Genomic DNA, 2,135 nt, shown 5'->3' with positions numbered 1-2,135 from the left:
GGGGCGGCGATCGGCGTCGCCGTCCTGCTCCTCGCGCGCCGTGACCGACCCGTCCGCGCCGCCACCGGCCTGCTCACGGTGCCCCTGGTGACCGCGGGCCTGGTCGCCGTCGCATCCCTCGCTCCGACCGGCGGCGAGCCCACCGACACAGTCGAGGTCGCCGTGATCCAGGGCAACGTCCCGCGCCTCGGCCTGGATTTCAACGCCCAACGCCGCGCGGTGCTCGAGAACCACCTGCGCGTCACCGCCGAGTACGCCGACGATGTCGAGGCCGGCACCGAGGCCCCGCCGGATTTCGTGCTGTGGCCGGAGAACGCGTCCGACATCTCGCCGCTGGCCGACCAGCTCGCCGCCGCCCAGATCACCGCCCTGTCCCGACGCCTGGACGCACCGATCCTCGTGGGCACCGTCCTGCCCACCGGCGAGGGCCGCGAAGCCCACAATTCCTATCTCGTGTGGGACGGCCGTTCCTCCGACCCCGCCGAGGACCCGGTGGTCGACCGCCACGACAAGAAGTACATCCAGCCGTTCGGGGAGTGGCTCCCGCTGCGCGAGCCGCTCGAGGCGCTGTTCCCGATCGCCCGGACCGCCGGGCACTTCATCCCCGGCGACGGCGACCACGTCGTCACCGCGGGCGGGGTGGACCTGGGCGTGGCCATCTGCTTCGAGGTCGCCTTCGACGCCGCCGCCCGCGAGCCCGTCTCCCGCGGCGCGCAGATCCTCACCGTCCCCACCAACAACGCCACCTTCGGCCGCTCACCCATGACGTACCAACAACTCGCGATGTCCCGGGTGCGGGCCGTGGAGCACGACGTGCCCGTGCTGATCGCCGCGACCAGCGGGGTCAGCGCCGTCATCGGCCCCGACGGCGACGTCCGCGCCGAGAGCGGCATCTTCGAGCCCGCGGTGCTGGCGGCGCAGGTCGAGGTGGGCGGGGCCGGTACGATGGCAACCCGACTGGGTGGCATCCCGCAGGCGGTGAGCTGCCTCATCGGGCTCGTCGCACTGGCATGGGCGCTGGTCCGCACCCGGCAACGACCCGCGACCCGAACCGAGGAGAAGTAAGTGACCGATCCGACGACGCCGGGCGAACACGCGCCGTCCGCGCGCACCCTGGTGATCATCCCGACCTACGACGAGCGGGACAACCTGCCCGGCGTGGTGGAGCGGTTGCTGGCCGCGGCCCCCGAGGTGTCGGTCCTCATCGCCGACGACAACAGCCCCGACGGCACCGGCGAGGTCGCCGACCGGCTCGCCACCGAGGACCCGCGCGGGCGCATCACCGTGATGCACCGCGAGGGCAAGCAGGGGCTCGGGGCCGCGTACATCGCCGGGTTCCGCTGGGGTCTCGAGCGCGGGTACACCGTGCTCGTGGAAATGGACGCCGACGGCAGCCACCCGCCCGAGCGGCTCCCCGCGATGCTCGCCGCCGTCGACGGGGGCGCCGACCTGGCGATCGGCTCCCGCTACGTCCCCGGCGGCTCGGTGGTCAACTGGCCGTGGCAGCGCCACGTCATCTCCCGCGGCGGCAACGTCTACTCCCGGGTCATGCTGGGCGTGGGCATCAAGGACATCACCGCCGGCTACCGCGCCTACCGGGCCGACGCCCTGGCCGAGCTGGACCTCGACGCCATCAAGTCCAAGGGCTACTGCTTCCAGATCGACATGACGTGGCGCCTGCTGAACAACGGGCGCCGGGTCACGGAGGTGCCCATCACCTTCACCGAGCGCACCGTCGGTCAGTCCAAGATGAGCGAGTCGATCTTCCGCGAGGCCGCGGTCAACGTGGCCCGCTGGGGCTGGGAGAAGCGTCGACACCAGCTCAAGGGCCTCGTCGGCCGCTGACCCGGTGCGCGCCGGCTCCGGCCGCACACCGACCCCGGATACAGGAGAACGCCCCGGCCCTGCGGGGCCGGGGCGTTCCGGTGCCACCGGGTGATATCCGGTGACCGCTCGGTACTACCTACCGCGCACCGGCGCGGCGCCGCTTCTTGAGCAGGTCCATCCGCTCCTTGAGCAGCTCCTCGAGCTCCTCCAGGGAGCGACGCTCGAGCAGCATGTCCCAGTGGGTACGCGGCGGCTTGCCCTTCTTGACCTCGACCGCGGGGCCGTCGATGAGCTGGCCCTCCTGGCCG

Annotated in this window: 3 protein-coding genes; 2 read left to right on the top strand and 1 reads right to left on the bottom strand. The window is 72.4% G+C overall.

All coding sequences use genetic code 11. The annotated features are described in order from the left end of the window. Positions 1-1,065: apolipoprotein N-acyltransferase (lnt, locus tag G6023_RS10145; RefSeq protein WP_182635335.1), on the top strand; the 1,065-nt coding region annotated here is incomplete at its 5' end. Then, the gene (locus tag G6023_RS10140) at positions 1,066-1,845 is read left to right on the top strand and encodes a polyprenol monophosphomannose synthase (protein WP_182635333.1); all 780 of its coding nucleotides are present in this window, start codon (positions 1,066-1,068) and stop codon (positions 1,843-1,845) included. A 118-nt stretch (positions 1,846-1,963) separates the two neighbouring features. Here the strand turns inward: G6023_RS10140 and G6023_RS10135 are convergent. Then, positions 1,964-2,135: RNA polymerase-binding protein RbpA (locus G6023_RS10135; protein ID WP_182635331.1), on the bottom strand; the 172-nt coding region annotated here is incomplete at its 5' end.

Source organism: Dietzia sp. DQ11-71 (genome assembly GCF_014144995.1).
In the GTDB taxonomy this organism is placed as follows: Bacteria; Actinomycetota; Actinomycetes; order Mycobacteriales; family Mycobacteriaceae; genus Dietzia; species Dietzia kunjamensis.
Note: the sequence above shows the minus strand (reverse complement) of the source record. Positions and strands in the feature narration are given on the sequence as shown.